Source organism: Castellaniella sp. (genome assembly GCF_049673105.1).
GTDB lineage: Bacteria > Pseudomonadota > Gammaproteobacteria > Burkholderiales > Burkholderiaceae_B > Castellaniella.
This window is the reverse complement of the sequence record NZ_JBATXG010000021.1, coordinates 1-20730: the sequence shown is the minus strand read 5'-3', so window position 1 is coordinate 20730 and position 20730 is coordinate 1. Positions and strand designations below refer to the sequence as shown.

Genomic DNA, 20730 nt, shown 5'->3' with positions numbered 1-20730 from the left:
GTCGGCTTGCTGCGCGGCTGTGATCGACATTCGCTGCCCCGGTGCGGAGTTTTTCCTATATACTTGCGCCTTCAAGGGGAGTAGCTCACTTTCCGTGACATCGTCATGACGGTCGTTTGCTTCAGGCAGACACCCGGTGTCCGGGCAACTTGCAGTTGCGAGCAAGACCTTGCCAATACGGGCAAGGTGCGTCTCTACTTAAGAGTGGCCTGGCCCCGATGGGTTTCAGGCCATTTTTCATAGAGACTGACACATGATCGAATTTTTAGAGACCCTGCACTGGGGCGCGGTATTCCAGATCATTCTGATCGACATCCTGCTGGGTGGCGACAATGCGGTGGTGATCGCCCTGGCGTGTCGCAATCTGCCGCCCAAACAGCGCATGCAGGGCATTTTGTGGGGCACCGCCGGCGCCATCATCTTGCGCGTGGCGCTGATCGCCTTCGCACTGACACTGCTCAGCGTGCCGTTCCTGAAAGTAGTTGGTGCTCTGCTGCTGCTGTGGATCGGGATCAAGCTGCTGCTGCCCGACGATGATGCGCACGACAAGATCAAGGGCGGGGCGTCGATCATGGCAGCCGTCAAGACCATCATCATTGCCGATTTCGTCATGAGTCTGGATAACGTCATCGCCATCGCCGGCGCCGCCCAGAACGCGCATGCCGATCATCAGATCGGGCTGGTGGCGTTCGGTCTCATCGTCAGTGTGCCCATCATCGTCTGGGGCAGCACCTTGGTGTTGAAGCTGATCGATCGCTTCCCGGTCGTGGTGACGCTGGGCGCCGGTCTGCTGGGCTGGATTGCGGGCGGCATGCTGATCACCGATGTGGTCGTGGTCGAGCAGTTTGGCACGCCCCCCACCGCCTGGAAGATCGGGGCTGAAGTGGTCGGCGCGTTGCTGGTGGTGGTGCTGGGTCAGTTCCTGGCCCGCCGCAAGAAACTGGCGGCTGCGGCTGCGGCTGCGGAATAATTCGTGTGGCGCGCGGCTACGCCGGCAGGCGTAGCCCTGACCTGCGGGACGGCGGCTCAGGCCGACGTCAGTATTCTGATCATGGCGACTGTGCCGATGCCTAGCAGCGTCATGCCCAGGGATCCCCCCACGTGGACCAGGATGGATGTCGCCAGCCAGCCGAATCGGCCTTCTTGCAGCAAGATCGCCAGTTCGGCTGAAAAGGTCGAAAACGTCGTCAGCCCGCCACAGAAGCCGGTAATGATCAGCAGCCGCAGTTGCGGCGACAGGTGCGGGGATGAGCCAAAGACCGCGATCGCCAGGCCAACGACATAACCGCCCAGCAGATTGGCGGCCAGGGTGCCGGGCGGCAGCAGCGGAAACAGCGCGTTTAATGCGCGCCCCAGCCACCAGCGCAGGATGGCGCCGCCGGAGGCGCCGACGGCAATGGCAAAGATCGGGTGGTAGAAAAAGGACATGCTTGATGCTACTGGCGTTTTACTGGGGCTGCAAGGCGGCATTCAGCATGGCGCGCTACACTGAATTCAGTCATTTCCATGAACTGTTTCAGCAGGAGTCATCCTATGCTCAAAGGCAAAAAAGCAGTCGTTACCGGGTCCACCAGCGGCATCGGCCTGGCCATCGCTCAGGAACTGGCCCGACAGGGGGCCAATGTGGTGATCAATGGTTTCGGGGATGCGGACGCTATCGAACGAGAAAGGGCCGGGCTGGAAAAGGATTTCGGCATCAAGGCCGTCTATCTGAATGCCGACCTGATGAATGCCCAGGCGGCGCGCGACTTCATCGCGCAGTCCATCCAGGCGCTGGGCGGCATCGACATCCTGGTCAATAACGCCGGCATCCAGCATACCGATCTGATCGAGGACTTCCCCGTCGACAAATGGAACGCCATCATTGCGCTGAACCTGTCGGCGGTCTTTCATTGTTCGGCGGCAGCCCTGCCGGCCATGAAGCAGCAGAAATTCGGACGCATCATCAATATCGCTTCGGCGCATGGCCTGGTGGCATCGGCCAATAAATCCGCCTATGTGGCTGCCAAGCATGGGGTGGTGGGGCTGACCAAGGTCACGGCGCTGGAAAATGCCGGCACCGGCGTGACCTGCAATGCCATCTGCCCCGGCTGGGTGCGTACGCCGCTGGTCGAAAAGCAGATCCAGGCGCTGGCGCAGCAAAAGGGGATAGGCGTCGAGGATGCCGCTCGTGATCTGCTGGCCGAAAAGCAGCCATCGCTGCAGTTCGTGACTCCGCAGCAACTGGGGCAGGCGGCGGTGTTCATTGCATCGGACGCGGCGGCGCAAATGACCGGCACCACGCTGTCCATCGACGGCGGCTGGACGGCACGCTGATTTCCAAGGGTCTGCGCCGGGCGGTCGGGTGCCGCTGGCAGGATGGTTTTTTTGCCGCCGGGCCGCCCCAAGGCAAAAACGCCCCCTTGGGGGGCAGCAAGCAGCCGTCAGGCTGCGCGGCGTGGGGGTGTTTTATGCCTTTACTTCGTTGACCCGTCCGGCAACTCTACATGGCCGCCGAAAGCATGGCGCATGGCCGACAGCACCCGGTTGGCGAAGTCGTCCTCGCCGCGCGAGGCAAAGCGGGAATACAGCGCAGCGCTGAGCACCGGCGTGGGCACGGCCTCGTCGATGGCGGCCTGGATCGTCCAGCGGCCTTCGCCGGAATCGGATACCCGGCCCTCGAAGCCCGACAGCGCCGGATTGGCGGCCAGCGCCGTTGCGGTCAGGTCCAGCAGCCAGGAACTGATGACGCTGCCGCGTCGCCAAAGTTCGGCGATGTCCGGCAGGTTCATGTCGTATTGATAGTGTTCCGGGTACCGCAGCGGTGTTGTTTCCGCCGTCGCTGCGTGCGTCTGCTGCCCGATGTTGGCGTGGCGCAGAACGTTCATGCCTTCGGCGTAGGCGGCCATGATGCCGTATTCGATGCCGTTGTGCACCATCTTCACGAAGTGGCCCGCGCCGTGCGGGCCGCAATGCAGCCAGCCCTGGTCGGCGGTGCTGTCGCCGGGGCGGCGACCGGGGGTGGGTGGCAGCGTGCCGGCGCCGGGGGCCAAGGTGGTGAAAATCGGGGTCAGCCGCTCGACGGCCTGATCACCCCCCACCATTAGGCAGTAGCCGCGTTCCAGCCCTGCGACGCCGCCGCTGGTGCCGACGTCCACATAATGGATGCCCAGCGAGCGTAGCTGCTTGGCGCGCCGCAGATCGTCGTGGTAGTGGGAATTGCCGCCATCGATGACGATATCGTCCGCCTGCAGCAGCGGAGTCAGCTCGGCCAGTACCGTGTCGACGGTGCCCGCCGGCACCATCAGCCAGATGGCGCGCGGCGCGGCCAGGGCCGACACCAATTCCTGCAGAGAAGCGGCGCCGGTCGCGCCCAGCGCCGCCAGTTGAGCGATGGCTTCCGGGCTTTGGTCATGCACGACGCAGTCATGGCCGCCGCGCAATAGCCGGGTAGTCATATTGGCGCCCATGCGCCCCAGTCCGATCATGCCGATTTGCATTGCGTATATCCTGTGGTTCCGGATAGGGGCGCGTCCCGACCGCACGGTCGTGCGCTGTCGCAACTAGGAACGGGCTGGCTCGATGGGCCGGCCTGCGTTTCTGGCGGTGAGCGCCCCTAGGGTAAAGGTCAGCAGCAGTGTGGGTAGCGCACTGCCGTAATCAGGTGCCCATTGTGCCAGGGAATGAAAGCAGACAATACCCAGCAGCCAGATCAGCGCGGGGGCGGCGTGGACGCTGCGCGGCGCGGCCTCCAGCGCGGTGGCCTGCAGGCCGGTGCGCCCCAGGATCGTCCCGAACAGCGGCACGAATACTGAACTGAGCGTCAGCAGGAAGGGTTCGAGCGAATGCATGGGCAGGAACATCGCCAGCCCCATCGACAGCACCGCCAGGACGGTGCCCCAGGTCTTCAGGCTAAGACGCGGCAGCAGGCTGTGGCTGTTGACGGACCCGGAATACAGGTCGCCATAGGTGTTGTCCAGCTCATCGATCAGGATCAGGCCCAGCGCCAGCAGGCCGCCTTGCGCCATCAGCAGGGCGCTGACCATGTCGGTGTCCGGCCCCGTCACCGTGATGACCAGGATGCCCAGGGTGTAGCACCAGATGTTGGCGAGGGTGTAGCCGAACCAGGTGCCGGCCAGCGCCCCCTGGCTGCTGCGGCCATGGCGCGCGTAATCGGCCACCAGCGGCAGCCAGGACACAGGCATGGCGATCACCAGGTCCAGGGCTTGAAAGGTGTTCATGCTGCCGTCGCCCGCGCGCTGCCACAGCGCCTGGATGGCGTTGGTGTCCAGCTTCAGGCCGAACTGCACGCTCAGCCAGATCAGCGACAGCACGACCAGGGGCAGGCCGATGCGGCTGACGATGCGCCGCACCAGCGTCACCATCGACCCGCGCAGCAGCAGCAAGACGACCAGCCCCCAGAACAGGGTGGGCAGTATCAGGCCGATATCCAGCCCCAGCGCTCGCTGGCCGATGGCGCGGGTGCCGTCGCGCATGATGACCAACTCGAACGTCGCCCAGCCCAGCAATTGCACCACGTTGAGCAGGACCGGCAGCCGGGCGAAACGCTGGCCGTAGACCGCATGGATCAGGCCGGCGCTGGACAGACCGCTGTCGCAGCCCAGCCGCGCCACCCAGGCCAGCAGGCCCGCTCCCAGAATGGAGCCGGCGGTCACGGCGACGAGGGCTGCTTGCGTGCCTAGTGCCGGGACCAGATAGGCCCCGACCTGGATGACCAGCAGGCCCACGCCCAGGCTGAACCACAGGGCCATGTGATCGTGCCAGCCGAAGACACGCTCGATGGCGGGCTGCGCGGTTGCGCCGGGGTGGGGGGAATGTGGAGTCTGTTGCATGGTGCGCCTGTCTGTCTATAGGCAGGATGCAGGCGCACGCGACGGAAAGCCGTCGCCGTGGCGAGCTGCTTTCCTGCGCGAGGATGATCTCAATCAGGTTCGAAGGGACTGTCTCAGCCGCCGTGGCGGCACCCCTAGCGAGGCTCGAAAATGGGCAAAACGGTCTTCATTGTAGAGGCCGTGCTGCGGTCGGACAAGGGCGGCGGCGCGCCGGGTAGGCTACTGGGTGGTCGCGGTCGCGCGGATCAGCTGTGCTGCACGATCTCGAAACTCAAGCGGCCCTGAGCGTCGCGGCCCACCGAATACCCCAGATGTTCGCGGATGCTGTTGTCCGGGTGGAAGGTCAGCACGACGGGTTTGATATGTTCCAGCTCGGATGTCTGGATATATTCCGCATTGGCGATGATCACCTCGTCGCCGCGCTGGCAGGTGCGGGCTGCTGCGCCATTCAGAATGCAGCAGCGCGAGCCGCGTTCGCCATAGATGACGTAGGTGCTGATGCGGGCGCCGGAATTCTTGTTCCAGATGTCCACGAACTCCATGGGCAGGATGCCGGCTGCTTCGCAGTGGTCCGGGTCCAGTGTGATGGAGCCGTGATAGTCCAGATCGGCGCCGGTGACGCGGATGCCATGCAGTTTGGCGCGGACGATTTTTCTCATGGTGTGTTTCGAGATTGGTATTGAGCAGGCCGTATTCTAGCGCGTTGCAGTGCAGCATCGCAGGCCGCTCGATTGCCGCCAGACTGGCGGGCAGGGGCTGCGCGTCTCGGCTCAGGGGTGGGCAGGGGTGTCGCGCAGCAGAGAGGCCAGACGCGCCTGAAAGGCGTCGGGAAATCCGGTGCGCTCGGGCGGGGGCAAGAAGGTGTCAAGCGACAGGATCTTATCCGGATCGTAGCGCCTGCGATTGCCCAGAGCGGCTTCCAGCGCATTGGCCTGCGCAGTCACCGTGGACGGATCGCACTGCAGCAAAATCAGCGCGTGCGCCAGTCCGATATGGCGTTCCGTTGTCTGTTCGGCTTGCGTGGGCAGCGTCGGGCGCGGGAGGCGCCGCCAGAGCTGCGCCGTGCCGGCGACTTTGCGGGCGGGGGAACCGACCGCCAGATTGTAGCGGCCATCGCAGAAAGAGCCTTCTACCGTCTGGGCGCGCGTATCGATGCCGAAAAATAGCAGCGCGGCGGAGATCAGGCCGCACAGATGTTGATACAAGGCGTCGGCATGGTCCAGCGGCCTGCCGTCGAATACCTGCGCCAAGCTGATGTTCAGGATGCCGGGCCCTTGCGGCACGACTCCGCCGCCGGACTGGCGGACGTGGATCGGCCACCCCCGCGCGGCAAACGCGGTTTGCACATCGGGAAACCCGGCCTGCGCGGCATAGGTGCGCGGCACGACCAAGCCCTGATCGGCCTGCCAGAGACACGCGACCGGGCCTTTGCCGGCCTGCGCCAGCAGGGCTTCGTCAGCCAGCGGGCCGTCGCCTGGGCCGGAATCCAGCAGGCGATAGCGCGTGGTCTGCGGCGCGGGCATCAATTCAACTGCGTGGCGGCGAAGGTCTCGTCATCCATGAACAGATAGCGGATGGCGTCGATCAAACCCAGCACGGCGGCCAGCGGCACGAAGATCCAGGCGAGCAGCAAAAAACCCAGGCCCCAGCCGACCTGCCCCAGAAAGAAGCGGTGCGCCCCCAGCCAACCCAGGAAAATGGCCAGCACGATGGCGATGCGTCGCTGAGAGGCGGGCTTGCCCAGGGATTCGCGGCGCGTCCCCAGAATCCAGATGCTGGCGGGCACGGTCAGCAGCAGGGCCAGCAGGACCTTGCCGGTATGGATTTGCAGGTAGCTGCCGATGGCGGTGAACAATTCGTCGAAATTACGGATCAGCACGCCCGTCAGGCGGGAAATCCAGTCGAATATCTGACCGAAGGCCAGTTCGCCAAAGCTGAGCGCCAGCAAAATGACGACGAAGACGGCGGCGATCAGGATGATTTTTTTGAACATGGAAATGGACCGGTATCCGGAATCGGTCCGCCCGCGGCTCAAGGGTGGCAGGCGGTCTGAATCATCATTCTATCGGGATTGGATGTCCTCAGTGAGCGACGGTCTGACGGATGGCGCGATCCCACTGGGCAAGCCGCTCTGCCGCCTGATCGCGGGGCATGGCCGGATCGAACTGGCGTTCGACGCGCCACAGGGATTCCAGTTCCTGCAAATCGGCGTAGACGCCGGCCTGCAGCCCCGCCAGAAAGGCGGCGCCCAGGGCGGTCGTTTCCACCATGGTGGGGCGCAGCACCGGGATGCCCAGCAGGTCGGCCTGGAACTGCATCAGCAGATCATTGACGCAGGCGCCGCCGTCCACCCGCAGGGCTTGCAGGGGGGCGGCGCCCGCCGCCTGGGCGTCGCGGCTCATGGCCTGCAGCAGGGCGGCGCTCTGGTAGGCGATGCTTTCCAGCGCGGCGCGGGCGATGTGCGCCATGGACGTGCCCCGTGTCAGCCCGGTGATCGTGCCGCGCGCGTCCGGGTCCCACCAGGGGGCGCCCAGGCCGGTGAAGGCGGGCACGAACATGACTCCGCCAGAATCGGGCACGCTGCGGGCCATTGCCTCGATGTCGCTGCTGCGCGTAAAGGCACGCAGCCCGTCGCGCAGCCACTGGACCACAGCCCCGCCGACGAACACGCTGCCTTCCAGTGCGTAGGCCGGTTGCTGGTTGATTTGCGCGGCGCTGGTCGTCACCAGGCCGTTTTGCGAGACTTGGAACTGTTCGCCGGTATGCATCAGCATGAAGCAGCCGGTGCCGTAGGTGTTTTTTGCCATGCCGGGGCGAAAGCAGGCCTGGCCGAACAGCGCGCTTTGCTGGTCGCCGGCGACGCCGCTGATGGGGATGGCGTGGTCCAGGATGTCAGGCGCGGTCAGGCCGAAATCGGCGGAAGACGGCAGGATCTGCGGCATCATCGCCGCCGGGATGTCCAGATGGCCCAGCAGTTCCGCGTCCCAGGTATTGCTGTGCACGTCCATCAGCATGGTGCGGGCCGCATTGCTGACGTCGGTCAGGTGGCGCTGACCGGCGGTCAGTTGCCAGATCAACCAGCTGTCGATGGTGCCGAACAACAGTTCGCCGGCCTCGGCGCGGGCGCGGGCGCCGGGCACCTGGTCCAGGATCCATTTCAGTTTCGTCGCTGAAAAATAGGCGTCTACGCGCAGCCCCGTGCGCTGCAGAATCGTCGATTCCAGCCCCTGGGCCCGCAGCTCGGCGCAGGTGGGTTCGGCGCGCCGGTCCTGCCAGACGATGGCGTTGTGGATGGGCTGGCCGGTGCGGCGATCCCACACCACGGTGGTCTCACGCTGATTGGTGATGCCGATGGCCCGGATATCGCGGGCGGATATGCCGGCCCGGTGCAGGGCCTCGCGCATCGTCTCACGCTGCGTCTGCCAGATTTCGGTTGCGTCGTGCTCCACCCAGCCCGGTTGCGGATAGTGTTGCGCGAATTCGCGCTGGGCCAGACCGACGATGCGGCCCATGCGGTCGAACACGATGCTGCGGGTGCTGGAAGTGCCCTGATCCAGGGCAAGCAGGTACGTCATGAGAAATCCTCGGGAGCGATCACACAGTCGACTTCGGCGGCTTTCAGCAGGCCGGGGAAGGGTTCGGGGGGGCGGGCATTGGTGAACAGGCGGTCGATTTGGGGCAGATCCCCCAGGCGCACCATCGCGGGGCGGTGGAATTTACTGATGTCGGCGGCCATCCAGACCTCGCGAGCCGACTGCATGATGGCCTGCGAGACTTTCACCTCGCGGTAATCATAATCGCGCAAGGTGCCGTCCGCCTCGATGCCGGATATCCCCATCAGGGCGATGTCGACGCGGAACTGGCGGATGAACTCGACCGTGGCCTCGCCCACGATGGCCAGGTCGCGCGGGCGCACGTTGCCGCCCGCCAGGATGACCTCGCAGCCTGGCTGGTGCCCCAGGGTGCAGGCCACATTGATGTTGTTGGTGATGATGCGCAGCCCCGTGTGTCCGCTGAGCGCATGGGCGATGGCCTCGGCGGTGGTGCCGATATTGATCATCAGCGAACAGTCGTTGGGAATTTCCCGGGCGATGGCCCGCGCGATGCGCTGCTTGTGATCGGCATGCAGTTGCGCCCGTTGGCGATAAGCGATGTTTTCCGTGCTGGACGTGGGCAGGCGCGCCCCGCCGTGAAAGCGGATCAGCTGATTGTCTTCAGCCAGGCGCTGCACGTCGCGTCGCACGGTCTGGACCGTGACCTGCAGGTGACTGGCCAGGTCTTCCAGGCTGCATGAGCCGGTGATGTGCAGGTGTTTGAGCAGCCGGATCTGGCGCGGATTGAGGCTCATGATGGCAATCGGAGTTCGAACGAAAAGACTGTACAACGAAACAAAAAGAACCGATCTTAGGGTTTATATGGACAGTAAAACAATCAGAAACGAACAATAATGCTCAAAATAGAATCTTAAGGAGAAGCAGTCCATGCTGCTCGAATTGGCTGGAATCGATAAACAGGTGGGGCCGGATACCTGGTTGTATCCGATGGACCTGACATTGCAGGAATCCGCTGTCACGATCCTGCTGGGGGCCACACGCGCCGGCAAGACCAGCCTGATGCGCATCATGGCCGGTCTGGATGCGCCGACGAACGGGCGCGTCCTGGTCGACGGCCAGGATGTGACCGGCGTGCCGGTGCGCCGCCGCAATATCGCCATGGTGTATCAGCAGTTCATCAATTACCCCTCCATGACGGTGGCGGACAACATCGCCTCGCCTTTACGGCTCAGCGGGCAGCGTGACGTGCTGCCCCGGGTCCGGGATATCGCCCGTACCCTGCACATCGAGGAATTCCTCGACCGTCTGCCGGCTGAGCTGTCCGGCGGCCAGCAGCAGCGGGTCGCCCTGGCCCGCGCCTTGGCCAAGGACGCTCCCCTGATGTTGCTGGACGAACCCTTGGTGAATCTGGATTACAAATTGCGCGAAGACCTGCGCGAAGAACTGGGCGATATGTTTTCCCAGGGCCGTTCCACCGTGGTGTACGCCACGACCGAACCCGCAGAGGCCTTGCTGCTGGGCGGTTATACGGCTGTGATGGATCGCGGCGAACTGCTGCAGTATGGTCCCACCATCGATGTCTTTCGACGGCCAAACTCCATGCGCGTGGCGCGCGCCTTCAGCGACCCTCCCATGAATTTCATCGAAGCGCGGGCCGATGGCGCTGCGCTGCGCTGCCAGGGTATGGGCGCTGTGGCCCTGTCCGGCAGTCCCGTGCCGTCCGGCGACGTGACCATCGGCCTGCGGGCTGCCGACCTGTCGCTGCAAGACCAGGGGGGCGACTGCCGGATCAGCGGGCAAGTCCAGCTGGCGGAAATTTCCGGCTCGGCCACGTATGTTCATGCGCAGACTCCGGTGGGCAATCTGATCGCTCAGGTCCCTGGCGTCAGTCATCATGCGCTGGGCGATGCGATCACCCTGCATTTTTCCAGCCGCCAGGTCTATGTGTTCGGTCCGGATGAATTCCTGTTGCGGGCACCGCAGGAGGTCAATCATGGCGCGCATTGATCTGGACCTGGCGCACAGCTATCAGCGCGTCGTGCAGTCCGATGCGGACTATGCGCTGCTGCCGCTGAAAATCACTTTTGAAAACGGCGGGGCGTATGCTTTGCTGGGGCCCTCCGGCTGCGGCAAGACCACCATGCTGAACATCATTTCGGGCTTGGTCACGGCCTCGCACGGCACTGTGCGTTTCGACGGAGTCGATTGCACGCGCTCGACGCCGCAGCAGCGCAACATCGCCCAGGTGTTCCAGTTTCCCGTGATCTACGACACGATGACCGTGGGCGAAAATCTGGCCTTTCCCCTGCGCAACCGCAAGGTCCCCGCTGCGCAGGTGCGTGAACGGGTAGGGCGCATCGCCGAAATGCTGGACCTGTCCCCCGTGCTGGATCAGCGGGCGGCCAATCTGGCGGCGGACGCCAAGCAGAAAATTTCCCTGGGGCGAGGGCTGGTGCGCCCCGATGTATCGGCGGTGCTGTTCGACGAACCTCTGACCGTGATCGATCCCCACCTGAAATGGGAACTGCGCCGCAAGCTCAAGCAGATCCACCAGGAATTGGGCCTGACCCTGATTTACGTGACCCATGATCAGGTCGAGGCCATGACGTTTGCCGATCAGGTGCTGGTCATGGCCCGTGGCCGGGTCGTGCAGCAGGGCACGCCGGCGGAATTGTTTGAACGGCCCCGCCATACTTTTGTGGGTCATTTCATCGGTTCGCCCGGCATGAACCTGCTGCCGGTCGAACGGCGTGCGGACCGGTCCCTGTGGCTGGCCGGCCATGCGCTGGCCGGATCTCATGTGCTGGCGCTGCCCGATGGTCCCTTGATCCTGGGCATCCGCCCCGAATATCTGCGGGTCCTGCCTGCTGCCGAATCCGGCACGATGCCGGCCATCGTGCAGCGGGTGCGGCACGTGGGCACCAGCCAGTTGATCAGCGCCAAGATAGGCGATCAGGAACTCAAGGCGCATATCGCGCCGGATGCTCCTGCCCCCGATGTCGGCGCCCAGGTGCATCTGGCCTTGCTGGACTCCCATACCTGCTTCTATCAGAACGAGGAGCTCATCGCATGAGCGCAACCGTCAAACCCGTCAATCAGAAAGCCTGGTGGCTGATCCTGCCGGTCATTCTGTGTGTGTCGTTTTCGGCCATCATTCCCCTGATGACCGTCGTCAATTATTCGGTGCAGGACATCCTGGGCCCCAATCAGACTGTATTTGTCGGCACGGAATGGTTTGCCAGCATCATGCGCGACGAAGACCTGCACGCCGCTTTGTGGCGCCAGCTGATGTTTTCCGGCGCCGTGCTGGCCGTCGAAATCCCCCTGGGCGTGATGCTGGCGCTGTCCATGCCGGCCAAAGGCTGGCGGGCCTCGGCGGTGCTGGTGGTGGTGTCGCTGTCCCTGCTGATTCCCTGGAACGTGGTGGGCACCATCTGGCAGATCTTCGGGCGCGCCGACATCGGCTTGTTCGGCTGGGTGCTGACGCAGCTGGGCATCAGTTACAACTATGTGGGCAATCCCACCCAGGCCTGGCTGACCGTGTTGCTGATGGACGTCTGGCACTGGACGCCGCTGGTGGCGCTGCTGGCTTATGCCGGCCTGCAGGCCATCCCGGAAGCCTACTACCAGGCCGCCAGTATCGATGGCGCCAGTAAATGGGCGGTATTCCGCTATATCCAGCTGCCCAAGCTGCGCGGTGTGCTGATGATTGCCGTGCTGCTGCGCTTCATGGACAGCTTCATGATCTACACCGAACCGTTCGTGCTGACTGGCGGCGGGCCGGGCAGTTCCACCACCTTTTTAAGCCAGTACCTGACACAAAAGGCCATCGGGCAATTCGACATGGGCCCGGCGGCGGCGTTCTCGCTGGTTTATTTCCTGATCATCCTGCTGTTCTGCTTTGTCCTCTATAACTGGATGCTCAGGGTCGGCACGAGCACCAAGGAGACCCATCATGACTGAGCGCAATTGGCTGCCGCGCAAACGGACGGTCTTTCTGTGGCTGTATCTGTTGTTCGCTCTGGTTCCCATCTATTGGATGGTGGTCATGAGCTTCAAGACCAACCAGGGCATCCTGGCGGAATTCTCGATCTTGCCGCGTGAATTCACGCTGGCCAACTACCGCGCCATCCTGACGGATGCGTCCTGGTACATGGGCTACGTCAACAGTCTGGCCTACGTCTTTCTGAATATGGTCATGGCGATTGCGGTCGCCTTGCCGGCGGCGTATGCGTTTTCACGCTATTCCTTCCTGGGCGACAAACACGTTTTCTTCTGGTTGCTGACCAACCGCATGACGCCGCCGGCGGTCTTTTTGCTGCCGTTCTTCCAGCTGTATTCGACGCTTGGCTTGCTGGATACCTACTGGGCGGTGGCGCTGGCCCATCTGCTGTTCAACGTGCCGCTGGCGGTCTGGATCCTGGAAGGCTTCATGAGCGGGGTGCCCCGCGAAATCGACGAAACCGCCTACATCGACGGCTATAGCTTTCCGCGCTTTTTCCTGACGATCTTCCTGCCCCTGATCAAATCCGGGGTTGGGGTGGCCGCGTTCTTCTGCTTCATGTTCAGCTGGGTGGAACTGCTGCTGGCGCGCACGCTCACCAGTGTCGATGCCAAACCCATCGCCGCCATCATGACGCGCACGGTCTCGGCCTCGGGCATGGACTGGGCCACCCTGGCGGCAGCCGGCACGCTGACCATCGTGCCGGGCGCCATCGTCATCTGGTTCGTGCGTCACTACATTGCCAAGGGCTTCGCCATGGGGCGGGTCTAAGGGGGAATACATCATGTTCGATTGGATGGTTTGGACTGTGCCGACCGCCGTGTTTTTCATTTGCGTCGTGCTGCTGCTGGCCGGCATGACGATCTGGGAAACCCGCTCGCCCACGGTGCTGCGCAAAGGCTTTCTTCCCATGCAGACCACGCGCGGAGACCGCCTGTTCATCGGTCTGCTGCTGGCTGCGTACATCAACCTGGGCTTTCTGGGCTTGGGCGAGCAGTTGATGGACTGGTTCGCCTTGCAGGAAGAACCCTCGATCTGGATCAGTTTTGTGCTGTCCATGGGCGCGCTGGTCTTCGTCATGCGCAAAGGTTAGGAAAAGGCAGGCGGCGCTGGTGTCTATCAGTGCCGCTGCTCAGTGGATCGCCGTCCCCCGCGGCGCAGCCATTCAGCAGGACCCGGGGATATTCAAACCAGAGGAGATCATCATGAAATTTCGCTATACCGCTGTGGCGTTGGCGCTGGCCTGCGCCATGGGCAGCCAGGCCGCCTGGGCCGGCATGCCCGAGGCCGAAAAATGGATCGATACCGAATTCCAGCCCTCGACGCTGAGCAAGGATCAGCAAAAGGCGGAAATGCAATGGTTCATCGATGCCGCCGCCAAACTCAAGGCCCAAGGCGTCAATGAGATTACCGTGGTGTCTGAAACCATCACGACGCATGAATACGAATCCAAGGTCCTGGCCAAAGCCTTTTCCGAAATCACCGGGATCAAGGTCACGCATGACCTGATCCAGGAAGGCGACGTCGTTGAAAAGCTGCAGACCTCGATGCTGTCGGGGAAATCCATCTATGACGGCTGGATCTCGGATTCCGACCTGATCGGCATGCACTATCGCTACGGTGAAATCCTGTCCCTGACCGACTACATGAAGGGTGCGGGCAAAGACTACACCAATCCTGGTCTGGATCTGAAGGACTTCATCGGCACATCCTTCACCACGGCGCCCGATGGCCAGATGTACCAGTTGCCCGACCAGCAGTTCGCCAATCTGTATTGGTTCCGCTATGACCTGTTCAATCGCCCGGACCTGAAGGAAAAGTTCAAAGCCAAGTACGGCTACGAGCTGGGCGTGCCCGTCACCTGGTCAGCCTATGAAGACATCGCCAAGTTCTTCACCGACGACATCAAGACCCTGGACGGCAAACCGATTTATGGTCATATGGACTACGGCAAAAAAGATCCGTCTCTGGGATGGCGCTTCACCGACGCCTGGCTGTCGATGGCCGGTTCCGCCGACAAGGGCAGCCCCAACGGCCTGCCGGTCGATGAATGGGGCATCCGGGTGGCAGCCGACAATTGCACGCCGGTCGGCGCTTCCGTCGAGCGGGGCGGCGCCACCAACTCGCCCGCCGCCGTTTATGCCTTGACCAAATACATCGACTGGATGAAGAAATACGCGCCGCCGGTGGCGCAGGGCATGACCTTCTCCGAATCCGGCCCCGTGCCGGCGCAGGGTGAAATCGCCCAGCAGATCTTCTGGTACACCGCCTTTACCGCGGACATGACCAAGGCCGGCCTGCCGGTCGTCAACGAAGACGGTACGCCGAAATGGCGCATGGCGCCGGCTCCGCACGGCCCCTACTGGAAGGAAGGCATGCAAAACGGCTACCAGGATGTGGGTTCGTGGACCTTCTTCAAGAACCACGATGCCAACAAGGTCGCCGCTGCCTGGCTGTATGCCCAGTTCGTCACGGCCAAGACCACGTCCCTGAAGAAATCCATCACGGGCTTGACCTTCATCCGCGACAGCGATATTCATAGCGAGTATTTCACGAAAAACGCCAATAAATACGGCGGCTTGATCGAGTTCTACCGCAGCCCCGCGCGTGTGGCCTGGACCCCGACCGGCACCAACGTGCCCGACTATCCGAAGCTGGCTCAGCTCTGGTGGCGCAGCATCTCCGAAGCCATCGCCGGAGAAAAAACGCCCCAGCAAGCCATGAACGGTCTGGCCTCCGAGATGGACAAGGTCATGGCCCGCCTGGAACGCGCCGGCATGCAGCGCTGCGCGCCCAAGCTCAATCCCAAGAGCGATCCTTCCAAGTGGCTCAGCGATGAACACGCCCCCTGGAAGAAACTCGCCAATGAGAACCCGAAACCGGAAACGGTCTCTTATGATTCACTGTTGCAGGCCTGGAAGGAAGGCCGCGTCAACTAAGCTCTCAATGGTGCAATAACGATGTCCCAACCTGCTGACCACTCTCCGGCCCTGACTGATCGGGCTCAATTGCTGGACTCCCTCGATGCCTTGCACGAGGTCGATCTGATCGTCATCGGGGGTGGCGCCAGCGGGTTGGGGGTCGCTCTGGATGCCCGGCTGCGGGGCCTGTCGGTCCTGCTGCTGGAATCCCATGATTTTGCAGGCGGTACCTCGTCGCGCGCCACCAAACTGGTGCACGGCGGGGTCCGTTATCTGGCCCAGGGCAATATCGGCCTGGTGCGCGAAGCCTTGCACGAAAGGCGCGCCCTGCTGAACAATGCGCCGCATCTGGCGCAGCCCTTGGCTTTCATCATGCCGGCCTACCGGCCTTGGGAATTGCCGTTCTATGGGATCGGCCTGAAGGCCTACGATACGCTCGCCGGCGCCGCCAGCCTGGGCAAGACCCAGTGGCTGGGGCGTGCCAGCACGCTGCGGGAATTGCCCGGGGTCAACAGCAGCCATCTGTATGGGGGCGTCAAATACTGGGATGGCCAGTTCGATGACGCGCGCCTGGCCCTGACCCTGGCGCGGACTGCCGCTGCCCAGGGGGCGTTGGTGCTGAACTACTGCCCCGTGATCGATATCCTGCACGAGCAGGGGCAGGTCCGCGGCGTGCGCTGGCAGGATGCTCTGGCGCCCGATGATGCGCCGCGCACAGGGCAGGTGCGGGCGCGTTGCGTCGTCAACGCCACCGGTGTCTGGGTGGACGAGGTCCGTCAACTCGACGACACGGCCAGGGGGCAGACGATGCGTCCGATGGTCGCCCCCAGTCAGGGGGTTCACCTGGTCGTCGATCGTTCCTTCCTGCCATCTGACCATGCCTTGCTGGTCCCGCATACGCGGGATGGCCGGGTGCTGTTTGCCGTGCCCTGGCTGGGGCATGTGATTCTGGGCACCACCGATACCCCGCGTGACCGGGTAGAGCGCGAACCCCGCGCCTTGGCCGACGAGGCGGCCTTCATTTTGAACGAATCCGCCCATGTCCTGGCGCGGGCGCCGAAGGCCGGCGATGTCCTCAGCGTCTGGGTGGGCTTGCGGCCTCTGGTGCGTCCTGACGATCAGGATGGCGGCAACACCAAGTCCATTAGCCGCGAACATACCGTGCGCATCAGCCCTTCCGGAATGGTGACCGTGACGGGCGGTAAATGGACGACCTACCGGTCTATGGCCGAAGACGTCCTGCAGCAGTGCGTGCGGGCCGGGCGACTCGACCCTTTGCCCGCCTGCCGTACCGCCCGGTTTTCTCTGGTGGGGGCGCCGGCCCCGGATCAGGCTGTCGCTCGTCTCAGCGTCCTGCCCGGATTGCAAAGCTACGGCACCGAAGTCGCTGCCGTTCAGGCGCTGCCTGGCGCCGAGAGATCTTTGGGAATGGGGCTGACCGAGGCCATGGTGCGCTACGCCGTGCGCCATGAATACGCGCGTTGCGTCGAGGATGTGTTGGCTAGGCGCCACAGAATGCTGTTTCTTGACGCCGCTCAGGCGGCCCGGGTAGCCCCTGATGTATCGTCTATTCTTCAGGACGAAATCGGCACAGACGGTGGCTTGAACAGCTTTATGGCTCTTGCTGCCCAGTATCGGCAGGTGCCGGCCTGAACCGGCGGAGCAAATCTGAATATTTCTTGTAATTTTAATAATTAGAAACAAGTTTGATATCTGTAACCAGATGAGTAAGGGCAAATTCCCCGCTAGTTAAGGCTATACTAGCCCCGTCTATGCCAAATGTGCATGGAAATGTTTCTTTGATGTCTGAATTTGATTTTTGTAGCGCTCTGAAACGTGACAAATATCTTCCAGCCAGTGGCTTAAAGCTGAAAGATCATCTTCCAGGACTGCTGCATCAAGACAGTCATTAACCTAAGGGATCCCATGTCCGCTATTGATTCTGCGTTGTTGGATGATATTCGCGAAGTCAACCTCTCCTATCTGATGCTGGCGCAGCGCCTCTTGCGCGAGAACCCGGCCGCCGGCATGTTCCGGTTGGGGTTTGGTGGTGATGTCGCAGAAATCATCCTGAACCTGTCGCCTGCCCAAATCGTCAAACTGGCCAGTTCCAATTCCGTTCTGTGCGCCTTCCGCCTGAACGATGCCCAACTGCTCACGTCCTTGACTCAAGAAGTCCTGGGGGGGGTGCTGCAGCAAGCGCATTCAACCATCCTGATGAGCCGTCAGGAAGCAGTTTCTGCTTGATCTATGACTGGTAAGAGTGTCTCTCGCGAGGCCGATGATATTTTGTTGGCCACGGACATGATCCGTTTGGGCGCCCGCCTGCAGGTGCTGCAGGCGGAAACGCAGCTCAGCTACGATCGCCTGGCCCGCCTTTACCGGGAAGTCAAAGGCGCTTCGCCCCCCAAGGGCATGCTGCCGTTTTCGGTTGACTGGTTCATGACCTGGCTGCCGAACATCCATTCCAGCCTGTTTTACAACATCTACCGTTATCTGGATACCTTCACCCCGGCCAAAAAGTCGCATGCGCTGGTTCAGGCCTATCGTCTCTATCTAGAGCAGTCTGAAACCGGCCTGCATCCCGACGCGACGCCTGCCGAACCCGTGCTCAGCTTCACGCGGGCCTGGATGCTGGTGCGGTTTTTCGATAGCGGGCTGGTGCAATTGTCTTGTTGTCAGCAGTGTCATGGCCAGTTCGTGGCCCATGCTCATGATCCGGAATCCGCGTTCGTTTGCGCCATCTGCAAACCGCCGCCCAGAGCCGGAAAAACCCGTGCGCGACGTAAGGCTCATGCTTCCACCACCGCCTGATCGGTGCCAGATACCGGATTTGTGGACAAAAAGACCTGTTTAACCATGCTTTTAAAAGCATGAAAACAGGCGAACATTGACAGCATTCTGACGACTAACAAGGCGCGCGCACGTGTTTATCATTCTGGGGTATCTGATCGTCACGGTCGGGGTGTTTGCCAGCTTCATCGGGGTAGGCGGGCATCTGGGGGCTTTGTACCAGCCTTTTGAGTTCTTGCTGATCGGCGGTTGCGCTCTGGGGGCTTACATCGGCGGCAGCAATGGTGCTTCGATCAAGCTGTTGTTCGAGGCCATTCCCAAGGCTGTCAAACGCAATCCTTACGGCAAGCCCCTCTATATGGAGCTGCTGGCTTTGCTGTACACCTTGCTGACCAAGGCCCGGCGCGATGGTCTGATGTCCATTGAATCCGACATCGAAGACCCGAAATCCAGCGCCATCTTCGCGCAGTATCCCCAGGTTCAGAAAGACGCCAAATTGATGGAATTTCTGACCGATTACCTGCGCATCATGATTAGCGGCAACATGAATCCCTTCGAGATCGAAACCCTGATGGATCAGGAAATCGAGGCTCTGCACAGCGAACACAACACTCCGATCAATGCCGTCCGGGCCGTGGCCGATAGTCTGCCGGCCTTCGGTATCGTGGCGGCGGTGCTGGGCGTGGTGCATGCTCTGGCCGCCGTCGACCAGCCGCCCGCCGTGCTGGCTGACCTGATCGCCAAGGCCATGGTGGGTACGTTCCTGGGTATCTTATTGTCCTACGGTTTTGTCTCGCCGTTCGCGGCTGCGGTCGAACGCCAGTCCATCGCCGCCGTCAAAGTCCTGGAATGCATCAAAGTCACGCTGCTGGCCAGCATGAATGGCTATCCGCCGCCCTTGGCTGTGGAGTTCGGTCGCAAGGTTCTGTTCTCGACGGTCCGGCCCTCGTTTGCCGAACTGGAGTCCCACGTTCGCCAGGCCAAGAGCCAGGCCGCTAAATAAAAGGGGCGCAGGGCTATGGCTAAGCAGGATACCGGCCGGGTTGTCGTTCGCCGTAAGCGTGCTTACGGCGAAGGTCATCACGGGGGTAGCTGGAAAATCGCCTACGCTGACTTCATGACGGCGATGATGGCGTTTTTTCTGGTCATGTGGCTCTTGCTGCTGGTCCCGAAAACGGAATTGGAAGGCATTGCGGAATACTTCCGCACGCCCTTGATCACTGCCGTGACCGGCGGGCCCAAGGTCGACAGCAGCAGGTCGGTGATCCCCGGCGGGGAACCTAGCGTACTGCCCAATGATCATTCGACGCCTCCGCAGTCGCCCCTGAGCGACATGGACCAGGAAGATCAGATGGACCAGGAAAGCCTGGAAAATCTGAAACAGCAATTGGAAAGCCTGATCGAACACAACCCGGTGCTGAAACAGTTTCGCCCGCAGCTTTTGCTGGATATGACGCCCGATGGGCTGCGCATCCAGATCCTGGATCAGCAGAATCGCCCCATGTTCGCCACGGGCAGCGCTCGGGTCCAGCCCTATATGCGCGACATTCTGCGTGAATTGGCAGTGCCCATCAGCCAGTTGCCCAATTCGATCACGATTTCCGGTCACACGGACGCGATGCAGTACGCATCCGGCGACCGTAGCTACAGCAACTGGGAATTGTCCGCTGATCGGGCTAATTCGGCCCGGCGCGAGCTCGTGGCAGGCGGGCTGGTCGAAAGAAAGGTCAAGCGCATCTTGGGGCTCGGAGAAACCGTCAACCTGATCGAAGACGACCCCATGGCTGCCGTCAACCGACGCATCAGCGTTTTGGTGCTGAATCGTCGGGCCGAACGGCGTATCGACGCGCAGAATGCGGCAGGCACCACCGGGAAGCAGGTTCGTCAATTGCTCGAGGAACTCAGCCATCCGGGCCAGACGGGCAACGGTTCGGTGGCTTCTCCCAATGCTTCAGTCATGCCGCCGTCAGGCGTGACAGGCAGCGGAACCGCGGGCCTCAATGGGGGCGCGCCGTCAGCGACGGTCGCGCCTTCCGCCCCTGCAGAAGCACCCGGCAATGCAGCAACCCAGGCGGGTTCAGCGCCGCCTGTGGAAAACCAATCATCCGGCGTGCCGGCGGCAGCGCCCGCTCCGGCAGCCAGCAATTAAAGCGAGGGTAATCATGAGCGCAGGTGTGGACCTCAGCGAATTCTACGATACGTTTTTTGACGAGGCCGACGAGCTGTTGGCCAATATGGAACAGCTGTTACTGAATCTGGATCTGGCAAACCCCGACTCGGATGAACTGAACGGTATTTTCCGGGCGGCGCATTCCATCAAAGGCGGGGCCGGCACGTTCGGCTGTTTTGAAGAACTCGCCAAAACCACCCATTTACTGGAAAACCTCCTGGACCTGATCCGTCACGGTGAAATACCCCTGCGTCAGGATATGATTGATCTCTTTCTGGAAACCAAGGACGTGTTGACTGATCAAGTCGCCGCGTATCGCGGCGCGGAAAAGCCTGACCAGCAGGTCTACGAGCGCATCTGCGCCCAACTGCACCAGCTCGCAATGGAGCACCAACAAGGCGGCCAGGCCGCCGAGCCGGCGGCAGCGCCCGCCGCCGCGCAGGCTCCTGTGCCGCCG

Annotated in this window: 22 protein-coding genes and 1 riboswitch; of the genes, 14 read left to right on the top strand and 8 right to left on the bottom strand. The window is 62.3% G+C overall.

Translation table 11 applies throughout. The annotated features are described in order from the left end of the window. Nucleotides 1–253 precede the first annotated feature (253 nt). Nucleotides 254–970, top strand: a complete 717-nt coding sequence (locus tag WBF69_RS08270; RefSeq protein ID WP_424263088.1) for a TerC family protein — start codon at nt 254–256, stop codon at nt 968–970. Between the two features lie 56 nt (nt 971–1026). Here the strand turns inward: WBF69_RS08270 and crcB are convergent, their stop codons facing one another. Next, on the bottom strand, nt 1027–1428 hold the full coding sequence (crcB, locus tag WBF69_RS08265; RefSeq protein WP_424263087.1) for a fluoride efflux transporter CrcB: 402 nt from the start codon (nt 1426–1428) through the stop codon (nt 1027–1029). A gap of 105 nt (nt 1429–1533) precedes the next feature. Between crcB and WBF69_RS08260 the strand changes: the two genes are divergently transcribed. Beyond that, on the top strand, nt 1534–2316 hold the full coding sequence (locus WBF69_RS08260) for a 3-hydroxybutyrate dehydrogenase (protein WP_424263085.1): 783 nt from the start codon (nt 1534–1536) through the stop codon (nt 2314–2316). 140 nt (nt 2317–2456) lie between these two features. On the opposite strand, the gene gnd is transcribed toward WBF69_RS08260, so the two are convergent. The 7 genes from gnd to WBF69_RS08225 form a co-directional block, all read right to left on the bottom strand. Beyond that, on the bottom strand, nt 2457–3479 hold the full coding sequence (gene gnd / locus WBF69_RS08255; RefSeq protein ID WP_424263084.1) for a phosphogluconate dehydrogenase (NAD(+)-dependent, decarboxylating): 1023 nt from the start codon (nt 3477–3479) through the stop codon (nt 2457–2459). A gap of 63 nt (nt 3480–3542) precedes the next feature. Beyond that, a complete protein-coding gene (locus WBF69_RS08250) occupies nt 3543–4832 on the bottom strand; it encodes a purine-cytosine permease family protein (protein ID WP_424263082.1) in 1290 nt (429 codons plus the stop codon). Between the two features lie 53 nt (nt 4833–4885). Beyond that, nucleotides 4886–4978: riboswitch (TPP riboswitch) on the bottom strand. Between the two features lie 99 nt (nt 4979–5077). Then, complete coding sequence (gene panD, locus WBF69_RS08245; RefSeq protein ID WP_424263080.1) at nt 5078–5491, bottom strand: aspartate 1-decarboxylase; 414 nt, start codon at nt 5489–5491, stop codon at nt 5078–5080. 111 nt (nt 5492–5602) lie between these two features. Further along, nucleotides 5603–6355 carry a lipoyl protein ligase domain-containing protein gene (locus WBF69_RS08240; RefSeq protein WP_424263078.1) on the bottom strand — a complete coding sequence of 251 codons (753 nt, stop codon included), beginning with the start codon at nt 6353–6355 and terminating at the stop codon, nt 5603–5605. Beyond that, a complete protein-coding gene (locus WBF69_RS08235; RefSeq protein WP_424263076.1) occupies nt 6355–6825 on the bottom strand; it encodes a TM2 domain-containing protein in 471 nt (156 codons plus the stop codon). Before WBF69_RS08235 ends, WBF69_RS08240 begins: the two co-directional genes overlap by 1 nt. A gap of 88 nt (nt 6826–6913) precedes the next feature. Continuing rightward, nucleotides 6914–8407 carry a glycerol kinase GlpK gene (gene glpK / locus WBF69_RS08230; RefSeq protein ID WP_424263074.1) on the bottom strand — a complete coding sequence of 498 codons (1494 nt, stop codon included), beginning with the start codon at nt 8405–8407 and terminating at the stop codon, nt 6914–6916. Next, on the bottom strand, nt 8404–9180 hold the full coding sequence (locus WBF69_RS08225) for a DeoR/GlpR family DNA-binding transcription regulator (RefSeq protein WP_424263072.1): 777 nt from the start codon (nt 9178–9180) through the stop codon (nt 8404–8406). The genes glpK and WBF69_RS08225 overlap by 4 nt, the downstream gene beginning before the upstream one ends. Before the next feature lie 133 nt (nt 9181–9313). Here WBF69_RS08225 and WBF69_RS08220 point away from each other — a divergent pair, with 133 nt between their 5' ends. The 12 genes from WBF69_RS08220 to WBF69_RS08165 form a co-directional block, all read left to right on the top strand. Next, nucleotides 9314–10393 carry an ABC transporter ATP-binding protein gene (locus tag WBF69_RS08220; RefSeq protein ID WP_424263070.1) on the top strand — a complete coding sequence of 360 codons (1080 nt, stop codon included), beginning with the start codon at nt 9314–9316 and terminating at the stop codon, nt 10391–10393. Further along, complete coding sequence (locus tag WBF69_RS08215; RefSeq protein ID WP_424263068.1) at nt 10380–11459, top strand: ABC transporter ATP-binding protein; 1080 nt, start codon at nt 10380–10382, stop codon at nt 11457–11459. Before WBF69_RS08220 ends, WBF69_RS08215 begins: the two co-directional genes overlap by 14 nt. Further along, nucleotides 11456–12349: a carbohydrate ABC transporter permease gene (locus WBF69_RS08210; RefSeq protein ID WP_424263066.1), complete on the top strand. Its 894-nt coding sequence runs from the start codon at nt 11456–11458 to the stop codon at nt 12347–12349. The genes WBF69_RS08215 and WBF69_RS08210 overlap by 4 nt, the downstream gene beginning before the upstream one ends. Beyond that, nucleotides 12342–13160 carry a carbohydrate ABC transporter permease gene (locus WBF69_RS08205; protein WP_424263064.1) on the top strand — a complete coding sequence of 273 codons (819 nt, stop codon included), beginning with the start codon at nt 12342–12344 and terminating at the stop codon, nt 13158–13160. The genes WBF69_RS08210 and WBF69_RS08205 overlap by 8 nt, the downstream gene beginning before the upstream one ends. 13 nt (nt 13161–13173) lie before the next feature. Further along, on the top strand, nt 13174–13482 hold the full coding sequence (locus tag WBF69_RS08200) for a DUF2160 domain-containing protein (RefSeq protein WP_424263062.1): 309 nt from the start codon (nt 13174–13176) through the stop codon (nt 13480–13482). 112 nt (nt 13483–13594) lie between these two features. After that, nucleotides 13595–15328 carry an ABC transporter substrate-binding protein gene (locus WBF69_RS08195; RefSeq protein ID WP_424263060.1) on the top strand — a complete coding sequence of 578 codons (1734 nt, stop codon included), beginning with the start codon at nt 13595–13597 and terminating at the stop codon, nt 15326–15328. A gap of 21 nt (nt 15329–15349) precedes the next feature. Continuing rightward, entirely contained in the window at nt 15350–16963 is a 1614-nt protein-coding gene (locus tag WBF69_RS08190) for an FAD-dependent oxidoreductase (protein WP_424263058.1), read from the top strand. A gap of 273 nt (nt 16964–17236) precedes the next feature. Further along, on the top strand, nt 17237–17557 hold the full coding sequence (gene flhD, locus WBF69_RS08185) for a flagellar transcriptional regulator FlhD (RefSeq protein WP_424263056.1): 321 nt from the start codon (nt 17237–17239) through the stop codon (nt 17555–17557). 3 nt (nt 17558–17560) lie between these two features. After that, nucleotides 17561–18124, top strand: coding sequence for a flagellar transcriptional regulator FlhC (gene flhC, locus WBF69_RS08180; RefSeq protein ID WP_424263054.1), 564 nt, complete (start codon nt 17561–17563; stop codon nt 18122–18124). Between the two features lie 112 nt (nt 18125–18236). Beyond that, on the top strand, nt 18237–19106 hold the full coding sequence (gene motA, locus WBF69_RS08175) for a flagellar motor stator protein MotA (protein ID WP_424263053.1): 870 nt from the start codon (nt 18237–18239) through the stop codon (nt 19104–19106). Nucleotides 19107–19121: 15 nt separating this feature from the next. Next, a complete protein-coding gene (gene motB / locus WBF69_RS08170) occupies nt 19122–20252 on the top strand; it encodes a flagellar motor protein MotB (RefSeq protein WP_424263051.1) in 1131 nt (376 codons plus the stop codon). Between the two features lie 13 nt (nt 20253–20265). Beyond that, the coding region (locus WBF69_RS08165; RefSeq protein WP_424263049.1) for an Hpt domain-containing protein at nt 20266–20730 on the top strand (465 nt) is incomplete at its 3' end.

Excerpts from the sequence above, each read along its gene's own strand:
- WBF69_RS08270 (WP_424263088.1), top strand. The coding sequence starts at position 254 with ATGATCGAATTTTTAGAGACCCTGCACTGGGGCGCGGTATTCCAGATC.
- crcB (WP_424263087.1), bottom strand. The coding sequence starts at position 1,428 with ATGTCCTTTTTCTACCACCCGATCTTTGCCATTGCCGTCGGCGCCTCC.
- WBF69_RS08260 (WP_424263085.1), top strand. The coding sequence starts at position 1,534 with ATGCTCAAAGGCAAAAAAGCAGTCGTTACCGGGTCCACCAGCGGCATC.
- gnd (WP_424263084.1), bottom strand. The coding sequence starts at position 3,479 with ATGCAAATCGGCATGATCGGACTGGGGCGCATGGGCGCCAATATGACT.
- WBF69_RS08250 (WP_424263082.1), bottom strand. The coding sequence starts at position 4,832 with ATGCAACAGACTCCACATTCCCCCCACCCCGGCGCAACCGCGCAGCCC.
- panD (WP_424263080.1), bottom strand. The coding sequence starts at position 5,491 with ATGAGAAAAATCGTCCGCGCCAAACTGCATGGCATCCGCGTCACCGGC.
- WBF69_RS08240 (WP_424263078.1), bottom strand. The coding sequence starts at position 6,355 with ATGCCCGCGCCGCAGACCACGCGCTATCGCCTGCTGGATTCCGGCCCA.
- WBF69_RS08235 (WP_424263076.1), bottom strand. The coding sequence starts at position 6,825 with ATGTTCAAAAAAATCATCCTGATCGCCGCCGTCTTCGTCGTCATTTTG.
- glpK (WP_424263074.1), bottom strand. The coding sequence starts at position 8,407 with ATGACGTACCTGCTTGCCCTGGATCAGGGCACTTCCAGCACCCGCAGC.
- WBF69_RS08225 (WP_424263072.1), bottom strand. The coding sequence starts at position 9,180 with ATGAGCCTCAATCCGCGCCAGATCCGGCTGCTCAAACACCTGCACATC.
- WBF69_RS08220 (WP_424263070.1), top strand. The coding sequence starts at position 9,314 with ATGCTGCTCGAATTGGCTGGAATCGATAAACAGGTGGGGCCGGATACC.
- WBF69_RS08215 (WP_424263068.1), top strand. The coding sequence starts at position 10,380 with ATGGCGCGCATTGATCTGGACCTGGCGCACAGCTATCAGCGCGTCGTG.
- WBF69_RS08210 (WP_424263066.1), top strand. The coding sequence starts at position 11,456 with ATGAGCGCAACCGTCAAACCCGTCAATCAGAAAGCCTGGTGGCTGATC.
- WBF69_RS08205 (WP_424263064.1), top strand. The coding sequence starts at position 12,342 with ATGACTGAGCGCAATTGGCTGCCGCGCAAACGGACGGTCTTTCTGTGG.
- WBF69_RS08200 (WP_424263062.1), top strand. The coding sequence starts at position 13,174 with ATGTTCGATTGGATGGTTTGGACTGTGCCGACCGCCGTGTTTTTCATT.
- WBF69_RS08195 (WP_424263060.1), top strand. The coding sequence starts at position 13,595 with ATGAAATTTCGCTATACCGCTGTGGCGTTGGCGCTGGCCTGCGCCATG.
- WBF69_RS08190 (WP_424263058.1), top strand. The coding sequence starts at position 15,350 with ATGTCCCAACCTGCTGACCACTCTCCGGCCCTGACTGATCGGGCTCAA.
- flhD (WP_424263056.1), top strand. The coding sequence starts at position 17,237 with ATGTCCGCTATTGATTCTGCGTTGTTGGATGATATTCGCGAAGTCAAC.
- flhC (WP_424263054.1), top strand. The coding sequence starts at position 17,561 with ATGACTGGTAAGAGTGTCTCTCGCGAGGCCGATGATATTTTGTTGGCC.
- motB (WP_424263051.1), top strand. The coding sequence starts at position 19,122 with ATGGCTAAGCAGGATACCGGCCGGGTTGTCGTTCGCCGTAAGCGTGCT.